At 64.6% G+C, this 18869-nt stretch carries 19 protein-coding genes; 8 read left to right on the forward strand and 11 right to left on the reverse strand.

Annotated elements, in window-relative coordinates; genetic code table 11:
• Window positions 1–46: 46 nt before the first annotated feature.
• Entirely contained in the window at window positions 47–835 is a 789-nt protein-coding gene (locus tag BJI69_RS12955; RefSeq protein WP_046966379.1) for a cobalamin-binding protein, read from the reverse strand.
• 642 nt (window positions 836–1477) lie between these two features.
• On the opposite strand from BJI69_RS12955, the gene BJI69_RS22900 reads away from it, so the two are divergent.
• From BJI69_RS22900 to BJI69_RS22305, 3 genes are all read left to right on the forward strand, one after another.
• Window positions 1478–1657, forward strand: a complete 180-nt coding sequence (locus tag BJI69_RS22900; RefSeq protein ID WP_244465204.1) for a hypothetical protein — start codon at window positions 1478–1480, stop codon at window positions 1655–1657.
• Window positions 1658–1752: 95 nt separating this feature from the next.
• Complete coding sequence (locus BJI69_RS12965) at window positions 1753–2055, forward strand: hypothetical protein (RefSeq protein ID WP_125903046.1); 303 nt, start codon at window positions 1753–1755, stop codon at window positions 2053–2055.
• Between the two features lie 46 nt (window positions 2056–2101).
• On the forward strand, window positions 2102–2680 hold the full coding sequence (locus BJI69_RS22305) for a hypothetical protein (RefSeq protein WP_125903047.1): 579 nt from the start codon (window positions 2102–2104) through the stop codon (window positions 2678–2680).
• 83 nt (window positions 2681–2763) lie between these two features.
• On the opposite strand, the gene BJI69_RS12970 is transcribed toward BJI69_RS22305, so the two are convergent.
• From BJI69_RS12970 to BJI69_RS12990, 5 genes are all read right to left on the reverse strand, one after another.
• Entirely contained in the window at window positions 2764–3465 is a 702-nt protein-coding gene (locus tag BJI69_RS12970; protein ID WP_046966458.1) for an arginyltransferase, read from the reverse strand.
• Between the two features lie 102 nt (window positions 3466–3567).
• Window positions 3568–5079, reverse strand: coding sequence for a GAF domain-containing protein (locus tag BJI69_RS12975; protein ID WP_052767040.1), 1512 nt, complete (start codon window positions 5077–5079; stop codon window positions 3568–3570).
• Window positions 5072–5716 carry a biliverdin-producing heme oxygenase gene (locus BJI69_RS12980; RefSeq protein WP_046966382.1) on the reverse strand — a complete coding sequence of 215 codons (645 nt, stop codon included), beginning with the start codon at window positions 5714–5716 and terminating at the stop codon, window positions 5072–5074. The genes BJI69_RS12975 and BJI69_RS12980 overlap by 8 nt, the downstream gene beginning before the upstream one ends.
• Window positions 5717–6109 carry a putative signal transducing protein gene (locus BJI69_RS12985; protein WP_046966383.1) on the reverse strand — a complete coding sequence of 131 codons (393 nt, stop codon included), beginning with the start codon at window positions 6107–6109 and terminating at the stop codon, window positions 5717–5719.
• 9 nt (window positions 6110–6118) lie between these two features.
• On the reverse strand, window positions 6119–7381 hold the full coding sequence (locus BJI69_RS12990) for an alkaline phosphatase family protein (protein ID WP_078023175.1): 1263 nt from the start codon (window positions 7379–7381) through the stop codon (window positions 6119–6121).
• Window positions 7382–7437: 56 nt separating this feature from the next.
• On the opposite strand from BJI69_RS12990, the gene BJI69_RS12995 reads away from it, so the two are divergent.
• Together BJI69_RS12995 and hutU are read left to right on the forward strand one after the other, a co-directional pair.
• Complete coding sequence (locus BJI69_RS12995; protein WP_046966384.1) at window positions 7438–7881, forward strand: hypothetical protein; 444 nt, start codon at window positions 7438–7440, stop codon at window positions 7879–7881.
• Window positions 7882–7982: 101 nt separating this feature from the next.
• Entirely contained in the window at window positions 7983–9656 is a 1674-nt protein-coding gene (hutU, locus tag BJI69_RS13000) for a urocanate hydratase (protein ID WP_046966385.1), read from the forward strand.
• Window positions 9657–9704: 48 nt separating this feature from the next.
• Here hutU and msrA read toward each other — a convergent pair whose 3' ends face one another.
• The gene (msrA, locus tag BJI69_RS13005; protein ID WP_046966386.1) at window positions 9705–10379 is read right to left on the reverse strand and encodes a peptide-methionine (S)-S-oxide reductase MsrA; all 675 of its coding nucleotides are present in this window, start codon (window positions 10377–10379) and stop codon (window positions 9705–9707) included.
• A gap of 180 nt (window positions 10380–10559) precedes the next feature.
• Between msrA and BJI69_RS13010 the strand changes: the two genes are divergently transcribed.
• On the forward strand, window positions 10560–11792 hold the full coding sequence (locus BJI69_RS13010; RefSeq protein ID WP_046966387.1) for an HD-GYP domain-containing protein: 1233 nt from the start codon (window positions 10560–10562) through the stop codon (window positions 11790–11792).
• The gene (locus tag BJI69_RS13015; RefSeq protein WP_052767041.1) at window positions 11789–13042 is read left to right on the forward strand and encodes a putative bifunctional diguanylate cyclase/phosphodiesterase; all 1254 of its coding nucleotides are present in this window, start codon (window positions 11789–11791) and stop codon (window positions 13040–13042) included. Before BJI69_RS13010 ends, BJI69_RS13015 begins: the two co-directional genes overlap by 4 nt.
• Window positions 13043–13152: 110 nt before the next feature.
• Here the strand turns inward: BJI69_RS13015 and coaE are convergent, their stop codons facing one another.
• From coaE to pilB, 4 genes are all read right to left on the reverse strand, one after another.
• Window positions 13153–13758 carry a dephospho-CoA kinase gene (gene coaE / locus BJI69_RS13020; protein WP_046966388.1) on the reverse strand — a complete coding sequence of 202 codons (606 nt, stop codon included), beginning with the start codon at window positions 13756–13758 and terminating at the stop codon, window positions 13153–13155.
• Complete coding sequence (locus BJI69_RS13025) at window positions 13755–14624, reverse strand: prepilin peptidase (RefSeq protein ID WP_046966389.1); 870 nt, start codon at window positions 14622–14624, stop codon at window positions 13755–13757. The genes coaE and BJI69_RS13025 overlap by 4 nt, the downstream gene beginning before the upstream one ends.
• Window positions 14625–14705: 81 nt before the next feature.
• Complete coding sequence (locus tag BJI69_RS13030) at window positions 14706–15971, reverse strand: type II secretion system F family protein (protein WP_046966390.1); 1266 nt, start codon at window positions 15969–15971, stop codon at window positions 14706–14708.
• Window positions 15972–16115: 144 nt separating this feature from the next.
• On the reverse strand, window positions 16116–17843 hold the full coding sequence (pilB, locus tag BJI69_RS13035; protein WP_046966391.1) for a type IV-A pilus assembly ATPase PilB: 1728 nt from the start codon (window positions 17841–17843) through the stop codon (window positions 16116–16118).
• Between the two features lie 171 nt (window positions 17844–18014).
• On the opposite strand from pilB, the gene BJI69_RS13040 reads away from it, so the two are divergent.
• Window positions 18015–18869 (forward strand): glycosyltransferase family 2 protein, encoded by an 855-nt coding sequence (locus BJI69_RS13040; RefSeq protein WP_046966392.1) that lies wholly within the window; start codon window positions 18015–18017, stop codon window positions 18867–18869.

Below are 18869 nucleotides of genomic sequence, written 5' to 3' on the forward strand. Positions count from 1 at the left end.
GCGCAGTTGTGCGTAGCGAACTTCCGCAAAACTACTTACGCCTGTGCTACCTCACCGCCCACCCATGGATGATCCGCCGCAACTCGGCCAGCCCGTCCGTCAACGCCGCCGGCCCCGGCTGGAGAATCAAAGGCGATTTGACCTCGTACAGCTGACCATCGCGAACCGCCGGCACGTTCTCCCAGCCCGGCCGCGCAGCAACCTGCTCGGGACGAAACCGCTTGCCACACCACGAACCGATAATGATGTCCGGTGCGGTGTCGATCACTTCCTGCGCGTCGGCGATGATGCGGTCCCTGGCGAGCGACTGCACCGCGCGACCCGGCAACACATCGTCGCCACCTGCGATACCGACCAGCTCCGACACCCAGCGGATGCCGGAGATCATCGGTTCATCCCATTCTTCGAAATAGACGCGTGGGCGGCGCAAGAGGAGCGCAGAGGCTTCGCGTGTTTCGTCGAGTCCACGTTCGAGCGTCGCGGCCAGCTTGTCGGCTTTATCGGCGACACCGACCATCGCGCCGAGCCGGCGGATGTATTCGAGGATGCCTTCCACACTACGGTGGTTGGATATCCACACTTCCACGCCGGCCTTGATCAGTGCCTGCGCGATATCGGCCTGGATGTCGGAGAAGCCGATGGCGAGGTCGGGCTTCAGGGCGAGGATCTTGTCGACCTTGGCGCTGGTGAAGGCACTGACCTTGGGCTTGTCGCGACGGGCTTCGGTGGGCCGTACGGTGAAGCCGCTGATTCCTACGATGCGATCCTGCTCACCAAGGAGGTAGAGGGTTTCGGTCGGTTCTTCGGTGAGGCAGACGATGCGGCGCGGGCCCATGGGGGTTCCGAGGTTTGGCTTGAGCGGCAATTGTGACACCGCCCTGCGATTGTCCGACGGTCCTTGCTAGTTACGGTCGTCGTGATGCGTCGGTCAAGCCCTCGATCTGGTGTCGGCATTTCGTAGTCGCCGCGCCTAACGCGTTGTTATCGAGGCGAAATTGTCGACAGTGAGGTCGTGAAAGGCAGTCTCCAGAGCAATCTGATGGGCTCATGATTTCTCGCATACTCAACGACAGCTTGTACCTCACCGCCGCACGGGCGCGACGTTACGGAGACAATGAGAGCTCGCATGGATGCACCACTATTTCGCTCGCAGTTGCTGGAGGGCAGACAGAACACAGGATTCGGTCGGGTAACCGTCGCATCCCCGCCCTCACACATGGCTTGGGTCGCATGCGCTGTCGTTTCCGCGACGATGATCGTCGCGCTCTTGGTCTTCGGCCATTACACGCGTCGCGAGCGTGCCCTAGGCAGCCTAGTCCCGCGCGATGGCCTCGTCCGACTATCGGCGAGGGACGGCGGTGTGGTCTCAGAGGTTCTGGTATCCGAGGGGCAGCAGGTTGGCGCTGGGCAAGCCCTTCTACGAATCTCCGGCGACAAGAATAGCCGGGCGATGGGGAGTACTGGATCTGGCGCGGCCATGAGTCTCGCCCTGCAAAGGGCAGCGCTGGACACCGAGATGCTCGATCTCGATCGAATCGCCATCGTGCAGAAGGAAGGGCTTCGGAGGAGCGAGGCTCTCTTAAAGCGCGAACTTCAGCAGTTTGCGCAACAGCTAAAGCTCACTCGTCAGCAATCGGAAAGCGGGACTGCCTTTTAAACAGTGCGCACAAAGACAGTATTCGCACTTTTCTTAGAGGTCTGTCACATGAATTGGGGCACGTCGACCACGCTGTCCGTCTCGAGCCGTCCCAGGTGACATCGCAGCACTACATCAACGAGGGCCTCATTGGCGAGGGCTTCGCCACCTTGAGCAACGAGCGAGTTCGACACGAGATTCTGGCGTCTGGCGGTGATGATATTGGTATGTCAGGCAACGAGGCCAATCACGCTCGTTACGAGGCTGAATATCAACGCTTCGCCAATAGGGAGATAAATATGCAACAAGCGGCATCGGCCATCGGCACTGTCTACGGCCAAAGTGAGCTCGCTGGCCCGGATCTTTCGTACCGCGACTCGTTCCTCAAGTACTACCGGGAGCATGGCGGTACGAAGTGATCCCCGTTGCGGGGGTGGGTCTTAGTCTCGGGTGCTGGAGGCAACAGTGAAATCGATCGTGTTGTTGGCGGGGACGTTTTTTGGTCTGTTGGTAGTGTCCGGCATGCGGTCGCAGGCCTCTTCCGTGCAACCTCCCTCGCCATATTCTCCAGAAACGCCACCGATCTTGACAGTTCTCTCTCGTAGCAAGACGTCGACCCTGTTTGCAGACATCTTGCGTCTCTCAACGATCCGGCGGACTGATATTGAGGCCGGTTACGTAAGCTTTCTTGTTCCCAGGGATTCAACCTGCTCAGGTGCTGACCGCGCGTACTTAAACGGCTTGCTGAATCGTGCTTCGTCGTCTAGATATATCTATGACCATGCCTTCGAAGGGCAGCTGGCTATATACAGAGAGAATGAACAATTAGTTAGCGTCAATTACTTTCCCCGTGGCGGAGATCTGGATGGGCGAGTGTCGATTGACGAAGGCCATCCCTTTGACATGAAGTTACTGAGCGGCAAATCGGTGCTGATCTCTGTCCGTGATGGAGTCATCTATGTCGGCGAAAAAAGTGTTGTGCTTTCTAACCTGAACGAGGGCGATGGCGGTGAGATCGACGTCGACGAGTGCGCCGTCTTTTAGTTTGATAGTCATTTGCAATGGGCAACGGGCGCGATGGATCAGGGCCGAGAGCCGTGAGTTTTCTCTAATGGGCTGATCGAGCCTCACGGCATCTCAATCCAACGCCCATGCTTCCGAATCTCCAGCGGCCGGAACCGCCGCTTGTAATCCATCTTCGGATGCCCGGCGATCCAGAAACCAAGGTAGACGTAAGGAATGCCACGCCGCCGGGCCAGCTCCACCTGCTGCAGGATGCCGAAGGTGCCGAGTCCGCGCGCTTCTTCATCGGGATCGAAGAACGTATAGACCGCAGAAACACCGGCAAGGGCGATGTCGGTCACGGCGACACCGAGTAGGCGATCGCCAAGGTAATACTCGAGGAAGAGGGTGGGGCTCCATGGCGCCGCCAGGAAGCGCTGAAAATCTTCCTCGTCCGCCCCGTCCATGCCGCCGCCGCTGTGGCGTGCGCGCAGGTAGCGTTCGTAGAGCTCATGCCGGTCGGGCGTGAAGCCGGGGATGCCTTCGCGGATGGTCAGGTCGGCATTCCGCTTGAGGCAGCGGCGCTGGGCGCGATCGGGGGTGAAGCGGTCCACGTCGATGCGGCAGGGCACGCAGGCCTGGCAGGCGCTGCACTGGGGCAGGTAGAGGTGTCCGCCGGCGCGGCGGAAGCCCTTGGCGAGCGCCGGGCCGTACAGCTTGTCGAGATTCGGCGCGCCCGGATCGACCACGAGGTTCTGCGCCGTCCGCTCGGCGAAGTAGCCGCAGGTGTGCGGAAGGGTCTGGAACAGGCGGACGCGGTCGGTCATGGGGCTGTTATAGCGCCGAAGGGTGGTCGGCGTCATCGCGTGTCGGTTTCGCCGCTGAAGCGGCTCCCACGGGTTGGTGAGGGGGCGAAGGCGGGGGTGCCCTCACTGCTGTAATTCGATCAACGCGCGCAGGCCGCGCGCGGATTCCAGGTGCAGGGGTGACCAGGGGCGCGAACGGCCGCGTACGTTTTCCTGCCAGGTGTCGAAGCTCTGCCGTGGTGACAGGCGCGCACCGGGGTAGACCTCCAGCTTGGCGAGGGCCGGGTTGCCGGCCCACCGCACATTGCGCACCTGCTCGGTGCGTGTCCACACGATGGCGTCGTTTGCGTCCGAGGGGAGCGGCATGACTATGATGCCGGCGGCGAGGGTGGCGACGGCGGGATCGGCCAGTTCGGGGTAACGCGCGCCGATCTCGTCGGTGTGAATCACACCGGTGACGCTGTCGCCGTTCCCGGCAGCGCTTCGGCCGGCGCATTCGCGAATGCGCAGCAACGCAGCTTCATCGGGTAGCTGGCCATAACGCGTCACCTTGTTCCCCGAGAAGATGGCAATGCCGTCGGCATCGACGACTTCAAGCAACTCGGGGGCGAGCAAGGCAAGCCGTTCCGGATCGATACGATCGCTCTCGTTGAAAGCGGTGACCAGCTTTTCGCGCACGGTGAGCAGGACGCTTTCGATCTCGATCTTCGCCAGTTCCTCGATGGCGGCCACGCGCGAGGCGAAGGCGCGTGCCACCGCGTCGGCGATGTCGCGCATGCGGTGGTCGGCGAAGAACGGACTGTAGTGGTGGCAGGAGATCAGGCCCCACAGTTTGCCGTGGGTGATGATGGACGCGACCAGGGTGCCGGTGACGCCCATGTTGCCGAGGTATTCGAGATGCACCGGCGACACGCTGCGCAGCGAAACGTCGCTCAGGTCCGTCGCCGCCGCGGTCTCCGGATCGTACGCAGGCAGGATGCGTGCCGGCACATAGCGGCAGTTGCTGATCTGGCGGACGCGGTTGCGCAGGTAAAGCGCGCGTGCCTGCGCGGGGATATCGGTAGCGGGGTAGTGCAGGCCCAGATAGGCCTCGAGGTCGTCCCTGCGTGCTTCGGCGACGACTTCGCCATGCCAGTCGTGATCGAAGCGATAGATCATGACGCGGTCGTAGGCGAGCAGGCTGCGTACGGTGCGTGCAAGCCGCGCGGCCGCGCGTTCCACGGTAGCGTCGAGTTCCAGCTTCTGCGCGAGGTCGTTGCCAATGTGGACCGGGTCGTCGTCGAAGTCGCCGGCGCGCGGCTCGAGCTCGATCATCCATCGCGTGTCGTAGGCATGCACGGCGGCATACCACGTGGTCGGCTTCGTGGCATTCGGAAACGTCACGGGCACCCAGGGGCTGTGCGCCGGGCGTTCGCTGTCCTCGAACAGATCCGAGGGGAGCGTTATGACCTCGTCCAGCGGGGCGTCCAACATGACGGCCGGGTCGACGCCGAGCACGTCGGCGGCGTTTTCACTCACCTGAAGGATGGCTCGCGTGCGCGCATCCACGACGACGAGGACGCCGTGAGGCTGGATCGAGCCGGGAATGTGGATGGGTTCGCGGTCGCAGGCGGTCAGATCGGGCAGGTCAGTCATGCGCTGCAGGATCCTTCAGCGTCTGTTGAAAGCGCGCGAACATACGCTGCGCGGCGTGGGCGGCGACCTCCTGCGAGGCCTCATCGGGGAGGGCGCGGTCGAGCAGGGACTGGAAGTGTCGCCAGCTGGTGGGGGCGTTTTCGCCGACGGCGTAGTAGTGGTGCGTCAGGTCGGGGTAGAGCTCGCGCAGGCGGCGGACGATCACGCGGCCGCCAAGGGCGGAGCCTTCGATGACGTAGAGCTCACCCCAGCAAGCCGCGTTTGTAAGAGCCGATTCATCGGCGATAGGCGTCGCAGCGAAACCGGCGCCGTTGTCGAGCGCCGAATCGCCGATGAATCGGCTCCCACAGGAATTCGAATCGCCGATGAATCGGCTCCCGCAAAGATCCGCTTCGATCAATGTGGCGCGTGAGACGTGACGCCAGTCTGCCAAGCCGGCCAACCAATCGCGGCGCTCGGCTTCCCATGCACGGAACAGCGCTAGCTGTGCCTGCAGCAGAGCCGAGTAAGCGGCTCGATCGAGCTCACCGCCGAGCAGCAGGCGCATGCCCGGCGTCGCCTCGGCGGCCTCATGGGCATCGCGGGTCGCTTCGCGGAGGAATAGATGGGCAGGCGTCAAACCGACGGCGCCGGCCACTCAGAGCACCTGGACGGCCTTGAGCACCACGACCACGACCACGCCGGCGACGATGGCCAGGGCCATCAGGCGCACGCGGGATGCCGTGCGCTGGGGCTTGGGACGCAGGTCCGGCGAGCGGTGCATCTGCAGTTCTTCCTGGAAACGCACGACCGGCTCGATGCCGATCTCTTTCAGCAAGGCACGGGCCTTGGGGAAGTCGTCGGCGCTCTTGACCCACACCTGGGGCCACGAATCGCGGTCGTCGTTGCGCTGCGAATAGCTGAAGCGCTGGTAGGTCGGGCGATTCCAGGTCGACCGGTTGGTGACGGTCGTCTCGATGTCGTGCTCGGTGAGGAGCGACACGATCCGGTCGATGTTTTCCGGGCGGGGTGAGGTATAGATCTGGCGCATGCCCCGATTCTACGGGATTTGCGCGGGCGCCAGCAGGCCCTTCACGTCCTGGAGATGGCCATCGTTGGCCTCGGCGGGCAGGTGCAGCAGGCTCATGATCAGCGGATACACGTCCACGTTGGGGAAGGGCGCGACGCTCACCCCTCGCGCGAACGCCGGACCATGCGCGACGAACAGGGCACGCATGGACGGGTCCAGGTTGTCGTAACCGTGCTCACCCAGCGACATCGGGTCCTTGCGCTTGGCGAGTGCCTCGCGGCTGATGATCGACCAGCCGGTGTCGGCCAGGCATTCGAATGCCGGCACGCGGGCATGGGTACCGTAGTCCAGGCGCTTGGGCAGGTCCTGCTTGCGGTAGCAGTGCATGTGCTCGTGCGGGCCGAGCAGACGCGCCACGGCCGGGCCGGTGTCCACGCCCGGCTTCGGGTTAAACGTGGCCATGACGCCGTAGGACACCGCATCGAGCGCCTTGAGGTCAGTCGCATCGTCGGCGAAAACGATGTTGCCCTTGGGCACGTAGGCCATGCCGTGGTCGGACACGATCACCAGGTTCATGTGCTCATGGAGGCCGCGCTGGCGCAGCTGGGTCACGAGGTAGCCGATCGCGTCGTCCACATCGCCCAGGGCGGCGTTCAGCTCGGCGGAATCCGGTCCGTGCTCATGCCCGGCGTGGTCCACGGTGTCGAAATACAGCGTATCGAAGGCGGGCTTCGGACCGGCCTCGTCGATCCACGAGAGCAACTTGTCCACGCGCTGGCGCGACGTGAGCGAATCGTCGAAGGGAATCCAGTGGTCGGGGCGCACCCCGTGAATGGCGGCCTCGGTGCCGGGCCAGAACATCGTCGCGGTATGAAGTCCGTGCTTCTGGGCGGTCACCCAGATCGGTTCGGCGTCTGCCCACCAGCGTCCATCGCTGGTGGCGTCGTGATTGGACAGGCTGAACTTGCCCAGCGCCGGGTCCTGCATGGTGTTGTTCACGATGCCGTTGCGGTCGGGTACGCGTCCGGTCACCAGCGTGTAGTGGTTGGGAAACGTGAGCGAGGGGAACGAAGGCAGCATGTACTTGGCGCGTGCGCCGTCGGCCGCGAGCGCGACCAGGTTCGGCGTCAGGCCACGGTCCAGGTAATCCGGACGGAAGGCATCGATCGAGACCAGCAGCACGGGGGTGAGGGGCGAAGCGGCAGGCGTGGCGGGGCGCGTGGCGCATCCGGCCAGGGCCACTGCGAAAAGCGCGATGAAGACGCGTTGCAGCGTGGACGACGTGGCGTTCATGAGGGTCGACGTAGGCTCTATATATCCAGGCAATCCGCCCATGATGGACGAGTCCCATGACCAATTCATCTCACAAGATTTTGCTGTTCGTTCTTGCGACCGCCATGCCGCTGACGGCTTCGGCGCAAACCCAGCCGCAGCCCGCGCGAGCGGCGGCTCCCGCCCCCCGTCCAGCCCCGCCTCCGGCGGTCGCGCGGCCCGTCGTCGCGACGCCGTCGCACACCCAGCAGTTCCAGCAGCAGGTGAATCGCCAGCAGCTGATCAACCAGCAGAACCAGAACGCCGTGCAGCAACAGTTGCGCCAGAACAACATGAGCCAACAACGCAGCACAGCGACGGATCCGGCCCTGCGTACCCAGCTGGACAACGCCGATCGCGCCCAGCAGCAGACCTACCAGGCCCAGCAGGACGCGAACGCAAGGCGTGACCAGACGGTGCCCCGGGTGCGCGGCACGACCCAGCGGGGCGCGCCGGCCAGCTCGGGCTCCGCAGGACGCTAATCCGCAGGGCACTAACGCGTTGTTTGCTGCGACGCGGCTGGCGAGGTGCCGCGGAGGAAGCCCATAATCGGCGATTCCCCTGGATCGACGGAGCCTCCCCGATGACGGCCTTTACGCGCATCGACACGACCCGCACCGTCCGCGCACCGCGCGGCACCGAACTCACCTGCCGCAGCTGGCTGACGGAAGCGCCGTTCCGCATGCTGCAGAACAACCTGGATCCCGAGGTGGCCGAAAACCCGGCCGAACTCGTGGTCTATGGCGGGATCGGTCGCGCCGCGCGCAACTGGGAATGCTTCGATGCCATTCTCGAGGCGTTGCGCGAACTGCGCGATGACCAAACGCTGCTCATCCAGTCCGGCAAGCCGGTCGGCGTCTTTCCGTCGCACCCGGATGCGCCGCGCGTCCTCCTGGCCAATTCCAACCTCGTGCCGGCCTGGGCGAACTGGGAGCATTTCAACGAGCTCGATCGCAAGGGCCTGATGATGTACGGCCAGATGACGGCCGGTTCCTGGATTTACATCGGCTCGCAGGGCATCGTCCAGGGCACCTACGAAACCTTCGTCGAGATGGGTCGCCAGCACTACGGCGGCAGCCTCGCCGGTCGCTGGATCCTCACCGCCGGCCTCGGCGGCATGGGCGGCGCGCAGCCGCTGGCCGCGAGCCTGGCTGGCGCGTCGTCGCTGACCATCGAGTGCCAGCAGAGCCGCATCGATTTCCGCCTGAAGACCCGCTACGTGGACGAGCAGGCGACCGATCTGGACGACGCGCTGGCGCGCCTGGACCGTTACGCGAAAGAAGGCCGTGCCGTCTCCGTCGCCCTGCTGGGCAACGCGGCCGACGTGCTGCCGGAGCTGGTGCGTCGCGGCGTCCGCCCGGACGCCGTCACCGACCAGACCAGCGCGCACGATCCGGTCAACGGCTACCTGCCTTCCGGCTGGACGGTGGACGAGTGGTTCGAACGTCGCAAGTCCGATCCGGCCGGCACCTCGCACGCGGCCAAGCAATCCATGCGCAAGCACGTCGAGGCGATGCTGGCCTTCCACGCCATGGGCGTGCCGACCTTCGACTACGGCAACAACATCCGTCAGATGGCCAAGGACGAGGGACTTGCCGAGGCCTTCGCCTTCCCGGGCTTCGTGCCGGCGTTCGTCCGCCCGCTGTTCTGCCGCGGCGTCGGTCCGTTCCGCTGGGTCGCGCTGTCCGGCGATCCGGAAGACATCTACAAGACCGACGCCAAGGTGAAGGAGCTGATCCCCGACGATCCGCACCTGCACCGCTGGCTCGATATGGCGCGCGAGCGCATCGCCTTCCAGGGGCTACCGGCACGTATCTGCTGGGTCGGCCTCGGCCAGCGCCATCGTCTGGCCCTGGCCTTCAACGAAATGGTCCGCAACGGCGAGCTCAAGGCGCCGATCGTGATCGGCCGGGATCACCTCGATTCCGGCTCGGTGGCCAGCCCCAACCGCGAAACCGAGTCCATGCGCGACGGCAGCGACGCCGTCAGCGACTGGCCGCTGCTCAACGCCATGCTCAACGTGGCTGGCGGCGCGACCTGGGTCAGCCTGCATCACGGTGGCGGCGTTGGCATGGGTTACAGCCAGCACAGCGGCGTGGTGATCGTCGCCGACGGCAGCGAAGCAGCCGACAAGCGGCTGGCGCGCGTGCTGTGGAACGACCCCGGCACCGGCGTCATGCGCCACGCGGATGCGGGCTACGAGGAGGCGATCGCCTGCGCGAAGGAGCAGGGGCTGAACCTGCCGATGGTGGGGTAAGGCATCGGCTCCTTGTGGGAGCCGATTCATCGGCGATGGGCGCTAGCCTCAGCGCCCGTTCGCCCAAGTCGCGACATACCGCTCCGGATAAATCCGCTCCAGCGCCAGCACCTTCGGCCGGTCATTGATCGCGATGTACATCGCGTCCGGATTCAGCCGCATGTAGTCCTGGTGCTCGTTCTCCGCCAGGTAAAACCCCTTCAGCGGGGTCACCTGGGTGACGATCGGCGCCGAAAACGCGTGAGCCGCGGTCAGCTGGGCGACGTACGCGTCGGCCACCTTCTTCTGCTCGGGCGTGGCGTAAAACACCGCGGACCGGTACTGCGTACCCGAGTCCGGACCCTGGCGGTTCAGCAGGGTCGGATCCTGGGCGACCGAGAAGAACACCTGGAGCAGCTGGCCATAGGTGACCTGGCCCGGGTCGTACACCACGCGGACCGACTCGGCGTGACCGGTGTCGCCATCGCTCACGTCGTCGTAGTTCGCGTGGGCGGCGTCGCCGCCGGCGTACCCGTTGCGGACGCTTTTCACACCTTTCACGTGCTGGAACACACCTTCGACGCCCCAGAAGCAGCCGCCGGCGAATACGGCCGTGGCCTCACCCGGGGCGGTAGCGGCATCGACCGTGGGGGCGGGCAGACGAACGCCCTCGTCGCGGGCGGAGGCGGCGGAGCAGGCTGTGAGGGCGATCAGGAGCGGGGCGAGCAGGGAGCGGCGGTTCATGCGGATCTCCGAAGGAGGGGGCCTGCTGAATGAGACCGGGGGAATCGCAGGAATCTGACAAGCATCCCCGCTACAGTTACCGGGGCCCCGGCCGATATAGGACGGACGACCGTGGGTTGGCTGACTTGGCGCGGATTCGGCAAAATGGCGCGCTTTGTTTAGCAAGGGAGGCGGGGAAACGTGGCGTACGACCTGGTAGAGAGACGCGTATTCGTGACCGATCTGGAGATCGGCATGTACGTGAGCCGTCTCGATTGTGATTGGTCGGACACGCCCTTTCCGTTGCAGGGGGTGCCGATCGCCTCTCGAGAAGACATCGAGGCGCTGCGGCGCTTCTGCAAGTACGTCTTCGTCGACCTGCACCGCCGCGTCACGCCAGCGCACGTCTCCGCCGCCGTCCCGGTGCGCGCCGCGACACCGCGCCCCGCCCTGAATACCCGACTGGTCACCCGGCACAGCTACACCGACACCGCCTCCTTCGACGACGAGATGCCGCGCGCACGGGAGGCTTTCGACACGGTGGCGAGCTTCGCCGAGCGTATCGTCGAAGACCTCCAGGCTGGTCGGGCCATCGACCAGGGCGCCGTCGAGAATGCCGTGCGTCCCATGGTCGAGAGCGTGCTGCGCAGCGGCGACGCCTTCTTCTGGATGCAGAGCCTGCGCAAGCGCGACAGCTACACCTACCAGCATGCCGTCGGCTGCAGCACCCTGGCGGCCGCCTTCGGCCGGCACATGGGCTTCACCGGTGACGCCATCGTCAGTCTCGCCGCCGGTGGCCTGCTGATGGACGTGGGCAAGTCGCAGCTGCCCGAGGAGATGCTCGAGCGAGGCGGACCGCTCAACGACGCCGAATGGGAACTCGCGCGCCAGCATGTCAACGAGGGCGTGGCCATCCTCGACCACTCGGGTGTCGTCGACATGGAAGTCCGCGACATGGTGCTCACCCATCACGAGCGCTATGACGGCAGTGGCTACCCGCATGGCCTAGCCGGCACGGCCATTCCGCTGGCCGGACGCATGGCGGCGATCATCGACACTTACCACGCGATGTCGACGCCGCGGCCTTACCGTCCGGCGGTGTCGCAGCATCTCGCGATCCGGCAAATCTATTCCGGTCGCGACCGTGAATTCCAGGGTGAGCTGGTGGAGCAGTTCCAGGCCTGCCTGGGTGTGTATCCTACCGGCTCGCTGGTGGAGCTCAACACCGGCGAAGTGGCCATCGTCATGGTGCAGAACCAGGCACGTCGCCTGCAACCGCGCGTGGCGATCCTTACCCGAACCGACAAGAACCACCTCGACGAGTTCATGATTGTCGACCTCATGCGCCAGACCGACGGCGTACGTCGCGAGATACTTCGCACACTAGCCGCCGGCAGTTACGGCATCGAACCCAGGGAGTATTTCCTGTCATGACCAGCGAGCGGTCACACATCCTGCCCGCCGTCCAGGCCATCCTCGACCGCACGGCCAACGCCGAAGGCATGTGCGGCATCCTGGTCATTCGCCTGCAGGGCATCCGAGAGGCGCAGCTCCGCTTCGGTTTCGAGTTCGGCAGCCAGATCATGCTCGCGGCCCGCGAACGGATCGTCGAGGCCGTGCGCCATGTCGACAAGATCTTCGTCGCCGGCGACGACACCTTCGTCGCCGTGCTGCCAGCCATCCGCAATCGCACGCATGCCCTGCTGGCCGCCACGCGCATCGTCGGTGCCTTCGACAGCCCGCTGCTGCGCGGCGAGCGCCCCTGGCATGGCCGCGCGGTGATCGGCGTGACGCTGTACTCCGAGCACGGCACGACGGCGGAGCTGCTCTACCGGCGCGCCGAGCTCGCGCACGACGAGGCGCTCCGCGTCGGCGAACCGTTTGCGGTCTATCAGCAAGACGTCACGCCGATCGAAATTCTTTACGGCGAACTGCGCGAAGACATCGAAGCCAATCGCTTGCACGTGGCCTTCCAGCCACTGTGCGACCTGCGGACGGGCGAAGTGGTGCGTGTGGAATCGCTGGCGCGCTGGAATACGCGCTCCGGTGTGGAAGTCGCCCCGGGCGACTTCGTTCCCTTCGCCGAGCGCAGCGACCTCATCGTCCAGCTGACCCGCTGGAGCCTCAATGCTTCGTTACGTCACACGGCGGCGCTTCACCGCGGCGGTTGTCCGCTCGACGTGGCGATCAACCTTTCCCCGCGCGTCTTCGTCGAGCAGGGCTTTGCCGAGCACATGCTCGGCGCGCTGGAAATCTGGGGCGTGCCGCCGGAATCGGCGATCATCGAGATCACCGAAACCGCGCTGCTCACCGACCTCGACATGAGCGTGCGCGTGCTGCGCCGCCTGCGCGACCACGGTGTGCGGGTGGCCATCGACGACTTCGGTACGGGCTACGCCTCGTTCGCCTACCTGCGCCACTTCCCGGCGACCGAGCTGAAGATCGACCGCACCTTCGTCGACGCGATGATCGGCGACCGCCGCACCGAGCTGCTCGTCCAGGCCATGATCGACGTCGCCCATCGTCTGGGTCTCGAAGCCGTGGCGGAAGGTGTGGAGAACGAGGAAACCCTGCGTCGCCTGGTCGAGATGGACTGCGACCTCGTCCAGGGCTACCACGTCGGTCGCCCGGTGCTGGCCGAGACCTTCGTCGCCGAACGCATCGCTGCCGCCTCGACGGTCTGAGCCGCCCCGCGACCGCGCACACCCGTCATCGCGCGACCCTGCTCGGTAGGAGCCGATTCATCGGCGATCCCTAACGGTGTCGCAACCTGGGATCGCCGATGAATCGGCTCTTACAGGGCAGCGAGGCCGAGGTAGCTCTGGTGCAGCTCGGCCACCTTGCCGGCCAGATCCAGCTCGCTCCCTTCATTGACGATCACATCGTCCGCGATGGCCAACCGCCGCTCACGCGACGCCTGCGCCGCGACCATCTTGCGTGCCAGCGCCTCGTCGACCCCATCACGCCGGGTCAGCCGCTCGATCTGGATCGCCTCGGGCACGTCGACCACCAGCACGCGGTCCACCCACTCGTAGTTCGCGCGGTTCTCCACCAGCAACGGTATCGAGAGGATGCAGTAGGGGCCGGTGTCGGCGTTTACTGCATCGTGCAGCCAGGCACGGATGCGCGGGTGGAGGATGCCCTCCAGCGTCGTCCGGGCCAGCAGGTTGTCGAACACGCGCTTGCGCATGGCTGGGCGATCCAGCCGGCCGTCGCTGTCGAGGGCATCCGTACCGAAGGCGCGTGCGATCTCCGCCAGCGCTTCCGACCCCGGCTCGACCACCGCACGCGCCGCGACATCCGCATCGTAGGCGCGCACGCCGAGCGCTTCGAAGCAACGCTCCACCGAGCTCTTGCCCGAGGCAACGCCGCCGGTCAGCGCAACGACGAAGCCGCTCATCGCATCCCCGCCAGGTGCAGGTAGCTGCTCAGCAGCGTGTCGCCGAAGATCAGCCAGACCCAACCGGCCGCCGCGAGGTAAGGGCCGAAGGGAATCGGCACCTCGCGCTGGTGCTTGCGAAAGAGCATGAGCGCCCCGCCGACCAGCGCGCCGATCAGCGACGACAGCATGATGATCGGTAGCAAGGCCACCGGGCCTAGCCACGCGCCCAGCGCCGCCAGCAGCTTGAAGTCGCCGTGGCCCATGCCCTCCTTGCCGGTGAGCAGCTTGAACAGCCAGTAGACGCTCCACAGGCTGAGGTAGCCGATCAGGGCACCGAGGATGGCCGAGGAGGGCGTTACCGGCAGCGCCTGCCAACCCGGGATGAGGGCGAGGCCCAGGCCGATCCAGAGCAGGGGGTAGTTGAGTTCGTCCGGCAGGTATTGGGTTCGCGCGTCGATGCCGGACAGGGCGATCAGGAAGTACGTCATGGCCAGGGCTGCCAGGGCGCCGATGGTCGGTCCGAATCGCCAGACCACGATGGCGCTTGCGACACCCGCCAGCAGCTCCACCAGCGGGTACTGCGCTGAAATCGGTTCACGGCAGTAGCGGCAACGGCCACGCAGCATCAGCCAGCCGAACAGCGGGATGTTGTCCCGCACGGCGAGGGCATGCTTGCACCTGGGGCAGTGCGAGCCTTCGACCACGATGCCCGGCGGGCGGGGTTCCTCGGGAGCATCGATCTCCAGCACCTCGCGAGCCTGCTTGCGCCAGTCCGCCTGCATGCGCTCGGGCACGCGCAGGATGACGACGTTGAGGAAGCTGCCGAACAGCAGGCCGAAGACACCGGCGATACCGATCCAGAGGGCGAGAGGTAAATCGAGCATGGGCAATCCGAGATCCAAGAAAAAACCCTCCGCCTGTGAGGGCGAAGGGTTCCTATTGTGCATGGCGCAAGGGCGGAGGGGTCAGACCGTGCCGGCCAGCTTGAAGATCGGCAGGTAGAGGGAGATGACCATGCCGCCGACGAGGACGCCGAGGACGACCATGATGAGCGGCTCGAGCAGGCTGGCGAGGGTGTCCACCGCGGTCTCGACTTCTTCCTCGTAGAACTCGGCCACCTTGAACAGCATGTGGTCGAGCGAGCCGGCCTCTTCGCCGATGGCGGTCATCTGCACCACCATGTTGGGGAAGAGATTGGTCTGGCGCATGGCCAGCTGGAGCTGGTGGCCGACGGCGATGTCGTCGCGCATCTGCTTTACCGCGTCTCCGTAGACGACGCTGCCCGTTGCACCGGATACGGCATCGAGAGCTTCCACCAGAGGCACACCAGCGTGGAAGGTAACGCCCAGCGTACGAGCGAAGCGGGCGATAGCCGACTTGTTGAGAATGTCGCCGATGACTGGGAGCTTCAGCGAGAGTCGATCAAGGAAGTGGGCGAACTTGAGCGATCGCTTCTTGAAGAAGATGAGCGCGAAAACCGAACCGACGATGATGCCGATCATCGCCCACCAGTAGGCCTGCACGAACTTCGAGGCACTGACGATGAACTGGGTCGGCGCCGGCAGTTCCACCTTGGCTTCGGCGAAGGTCTGCTGGAACACGGGAACGACGAACAGCAGCAGGATCATCGACACCAGGAAGGCGACGACCAGGATCATGATCGGGTAGAACAAGGCTTTCTTGATCTTGGCCTTGATGCTCTCCATGCGCTCCTTGTAGGTCGCCACCGTGTCCAGCACGGTGTCGAGCACACCGGCCGATTCGCCAGCGTGCACCAGGTTCCGATAGAGCTCGTCGAACTCGACCGGGTAGAGGCCAAGCGCTTCGTGCAGTGAGGAACCACCCTCGATGGCTTGGCGGATTTCCACCAGCATGTTCTTGAAACGGGCGTTTTTCTGGCCGTTGGCAATGATCTCGAAGGCCTGCACCATGGGGACGCCCGCCGCCATCATGGCGGCGATCTGGCGGCTGAAAATGGCGACGTCACGCGGCTTGACGCGGCTGCCGGACGCGCCGAATATCGGCTTGGACTTCTCGCGAACCGTCTGGGGATTCATGCCCTGCCGGCGCAACTCGGCCTTGACCATGGCCGCGTTCTTCGCCTGCATCTCGCCCTTCATGCGCTTGCCGCGCTTGTCCAGGGCAGTCCAGTCGTACTGGACGAGCTTGCTTATTTCAGCGCGCGCGGCACCGATGGCGCGCGCGTTTTTAGTGGCGGTGGCAGTGGCCATGACGCGGTGTTCCCCCGGGTTGATGCTTCAGGGGACCGCCCCCTATCGGCCGGCCCCTGTTCTTATTCTAGTGTGAAGCTTTGGTCGTCGGTGATTCTGCCATCTGGCGCACATCTTGAGCGCGCCGAATGGCCTGGATCGGTGTCAGTCCTTGGTGACGCGGTTGATCTCGGCCAGGCTGGTCATGCCATTGCGGACCTTGAGCAGGGCAGACGCACGCAGGTCGTTGATGCCATTCCGGCGGGCGACCTCGCCAATCTGCATCGCGTTGCCGCCCTCGAGGATGATCTTCTGGATGTCCTCGACCAGGGGCATGACCTGGTAGATACCGACGCGGCCCTTGTAGCCCTCGTTGCAGCTGTCGCAGCCCACGGCCTCGTAGACCTTGAACCCAGCGTCTATTTCTTCCTGGGTATAACCCTCGGCCAGCAAGGCCGTCGCCGGCAGGACGATCTCGCGCTTGCAGTCATGCAGGCGGCGGGCCAGGCGCTGGGCGATGATCAGGGTCACCGACGAAATGATGTTGTAGGGCGCGATGCCCATGTTCATCAGGCGGGCGATGGTCTGCGGCGCGTCGTTGGTATGCAGGGTGGACAGAACCATGTGGCCCGTCTGCGCGGCCTTGACCGCAATTTCGGCCGTCTCCAGGTCGCGGATTTCGCCGACCATGATCACATCCGGATCCTGGCGGAGGAAGGAGCGCAGGGCGGCGGCGAAGGTCATGCCGCGCTTGACGTTCTGTTGAACCTGGTTGATACCCTCGACGCGGATTTCGACCGGGTCTTCCACCGTGGAGATGTTGCGCCCCTCGGTATTGAGGATGTTCAAGGCCGTGTACAGCGACACCGTCTTACCGGAGCCGGTCGGGCCGGTGACCAGCACCATGCCGTAGGGTTTTTCGATGGCGTCGAGGTAGAGGTTCTTCTGGACCTCCTCGTAGCCGAGCTTGTCGATGCCCAGCTTGGCCGAGGAACCGTCGAGGATACGCAGCACGATCTTCTCGCCGAACAGGGTCGGCAGGGTGCTGACGCGGAAGTCGATCGCGCGGGTTTTGGTCAGGTTGAGCTTGATGCGGCCATCCTGCGGCACGCGGCGCTCGGCGATATCCAGGCCGCTCATCACCTTCAAGCGCGAGGCGAAGCGATTGCCGAGCTTGATCGGCGCCGTCGCGACAATGCGCAGGATGCCGTCCATTCGCAGGCGCACACGGTAGACGGTTTCGAAGGGTTCGAAGTGGATGTCCGAGGCGCCACGCTTGATCGCGTCGACCAGGATCTTGTTGACGAACTTCACGATCGGCGCGTCATCGCCCGCCGTCGCGTCGATGCCGGAGGTCGGCTCGTCGTCACCGTCGCCGCCTTCGAGGGACAGCTCGTCGAGCGCGCCGTCTTCGTAACCGGCGACCTGCGAGCCCATCGATGCCAACGCGGCGTCGATGATGCGACGCAACTGGCCGCGTTCGACCAGCACCGGCTCGACCATGTGGTTCGAGTGGAACTTGATCTCGTCCAGCGCATGCGACTGCATCGGATCGGCAATGCCGACGAACAGGCGCTTGCCGCGCTTGAACAGGGGTAGGGCCTGGTGCTTGCTGATCAGGGCTTCGGTCACCAGGTCCAGCGGCATGTTGGCCGTGGCCATGTTGCCGATGTCCATCAGCGGCATGCCGAACTCGGACGACGCCACCTGGGACAGCCGGGGGCTGTCGACCAGGTTGTGATCGACGAGCCACGCAGACAGCGAGACCCGTTTTTCGGCCGAGTCCTGGACTGCCTTGCGTACGTCCGCCTCGGGCAGGACACCCTCGGTGACTAACCGACGTGCCATACCCGTCAGACCCGCAAGCATGGGCGACTGCATTTGTGAAGCCATTTTGGGTCCCGTTTCCCCGAGATACGCGCCTGAATCTACTCTAGATTGTGGTTTTGGTCACGCGCTCAGGCGTGAAAGTGCGGACTGGGCATTCGGCGAAGGCCCTGCGCCCCGTGTCTCGTTTCCTGGCCCGCATATCCCTTATGATTCAACGATCATCGGGGACATATCTTGAGCCGTATCAGCATTATTCTGCCCGCCAAGAACGAGGCGGCCGCACTGAAAAACCTTCTTCCCCGTCTGACGGCCGCCCAGCCGGGCGCCGAGATCATTGTCGTGGACGACGGATCGACCGATGACACCCGCGCCGTCTGCGCGGCGTCGGCGGTTACCTGCCTGTCTTCCCCGTATTCGATGGGCAATGGCGCGGCGATCAAGCGGGGCGCCCGTAAGGCCTCCGGCGAGATCCTGGTTTTCATGGACGGAGACGGCCAGCACGACCCGGCGGACATCGATCGCATGGTCGCGCGTCTGGACCAGGGCTTTGACATGGTGGTTGGCGCGCGCGACTGGGAGAGCCAGGCCGGTGTGGGACGCGGGCTCGCCAATACCCTTTACAACTGGCTGGCCAGCCGAATGACCGGGCATGTCGTCGCGGACCTGACGTCCGGGTTCCGGGTCGCGCGAGCCGAGCGTTTCCGTGAGTTCATCCACCTTCTGCCGAACGGTTTTTCGTACCCGACCACCAGCACGATGGCATTCTTCCGCAGCGCCTACGGCGTGGCCTATGAGCCAATCAAGGCGGCCGAGCGCGTGGGCAAGAGCCATATCAAGCCGCTGAAAGATGGTATTCGCTTCCTGTTGATCATCTTCAAGATCGCGACGCTGTACTCGCCGTTGAAATTATTCGTGCCCGTGAGCTTCCTGTTCTTTCTCGCTGGGTGCGTGAACTACGCCTTTACTTTCCTGACCTATGGTCGCCTGACCAACGGCAGCACGCTCATGTGGAGCGCATCCGTCATCGTGTTTCTCATTGGCCTGGTGTCGGAGCAGATTACGTCGTTGACGTACCGGCGCACGGATTGA

This window comes from Luteibacter rhizovicinus DSM 16549, assembly GCF_001887595.1.
Classification (GTDB): domain Bacteria; phylum Pseudomonadota; class Gammaproteobacteria; order Xanthomonadales; family Rhodanobacteraceae; genus Luteibacter; species Luteibacter rhizovicinus.

Coding starts and splice junctions, on each gene's coding strand:
- BJI69_RS12955 (WP_046966379.1), bottom strand. CDS start 835: ATGGGCCCGCGCCGCATCGTCTGCCTCACCGAAGAACCGACCGAAACC.
- BJI69_RS22900 (WP_244465204.1), top strand. CDS start 1,478: ATGAGTCTCGCCCTGCAAAGGGCAGCGCTGGACACCGAGATGCTCGAT.
- BJI69_RS12970 (WP_046966458.1), bottom strand. CDS start 3,465: ATGACCGACCGCGTCCGCCTGTTCCAGACCCTTCCGCACACCTGCGGC.
- BJI69_RS12975 (WP_052767040.1), bottom strand. CDS start 5,079: ATGACTGACCTGCCCGATCTGACCGCCTGCGACCGCGAACCCATCCAC.
- BJI69_RS12985 (WP_046966383.1), bottom strand. CDS start 6,109: ATGCGCCAGATCTATACCTCACCCCGCCCGGAAAACATCGACCGGATC.
- BJI69_RS12990 (WP_078023175.1), bottom strand. CDS start 7,381: ATGAACGCCACGTCGTCCACGCTGCAACGCGTCTTCATCGCGCTTTTC.
- BJI69_RS12995 (WP_046966384.1), top strand. CDS start 7,438: ATGACCAATTCATCTCACAAGATTTTGCTGTTCGTTCTTGCGACCGCC.
- hutU (WP_046966385.1), top strand. CDS start 7,983: ATGACGGCCTTTACGCGCATCGACACGACCCGCACCGTCCGCGCACCG.
- msrA (WP_046966386.1), bottom strand. CDS start 10,379: ATGAACCGCCGCTCCCTGCTCGCCCCGCTCCTGATCGCCCTCACAGCC.
- BJI69_RS13015 (WP_052767041.1), top strand. CDS start 11,789: ATGACCAGCGAGCGGTCACACATCCTGCCCGCCGTCCAGGCCATCCTC.
- coaE (WP_046966388.1), bottom strand. CDS start 13,758: ATGAGCGGCTTCGTCGTTGCGCTGACCGGCGGCGTTGCCTCGGGCAAG.
- BJI69_RS13025 (WP_046966389.1), bottom strand. CDS start 14,624: ATGCTCGATTTACCTCTCGCCCTCTGGATCGGTATCGCCGGTGTCTTC.
- BJI69_RS13030 (WP_046966390.1), bottom strand. CDS start 15,971: ATGGCCACTGCCACCGCCACTAAAAACGCGCGCGCCATCGGTGCCGCG.
- pilB (WP_046966391.1), bottom strand. CDS start 17,843: ATGGCTTCACAAATGCAGTCGCCCATGCTTGCGGGTCTGACGGGTATG.